General features: G+C 43.9%; 1 protein-coding gene. It reads right to left on the reverse strand.

Features of this window, described 5'->3' with window-relative positions; translation table 11 throughout:
• Positions 1-17: 17 nt before the first annotated feature.
• Entirely contained in the window at positions 18-353 is a 336-nt protein-coding gene (locus tag E1297_RS00645; protein WP_155132653.1) for a hypothetical protein, read from the reverse strand.
• Positions 354-449 lie beyond the last annotated feature (96 nt).

Raw genomic sequence — 449 nt, forward strand, 5'->3', positions numbered from 1 at the left:
GGAAAAGCAGGCAGACTTCATCGCTCTCGAATTTTCTCGTCCAGCGCGTTTACATAAGTGACGGCTCCAATATCTGGAATGTCCAACGTCTTTTCAGTCAGCCACTCATATAAAAACCATGCCCTTCGGGAATATACCCCATTGGGTTCAGAGCGAATCCAATTTTCAAGTTCACGGTGGTCAATAACTTTAAAAAGAGCTGACAAGACACCAAGATCTGATGGCTCATAACGGAGCGAAAATTTTAGGTTTCCAGCTAAAGTATCTTCCGGGGCATAGCTATTTGTGTACTTCTCGACTGTTGTTCCATTTTCTATAATTGTTTTTCTAGCCCCTGGGCCGACAACAGACATAAAGGGGGGGATGGTACTTGAAGTCCGTAGTTTTCAATTAAAGCCGATTGACCGACATATTTATTTTTTTAACGTCTTCCCCGCCCTGAAGGACGG

Source organism: Roseibium sp. RKSG952, assembly GCF_009711355.1.

Excerpts from the sequence above, each read along its gene's own strand:
- E1297_RS00645 (WP_155132653.1), bottom strand. The coding sequence starts at position 353 with ATGTCTGTTGTCGGCCCAGGGGCTAGAAAAACAATTATAGAAAATGGA.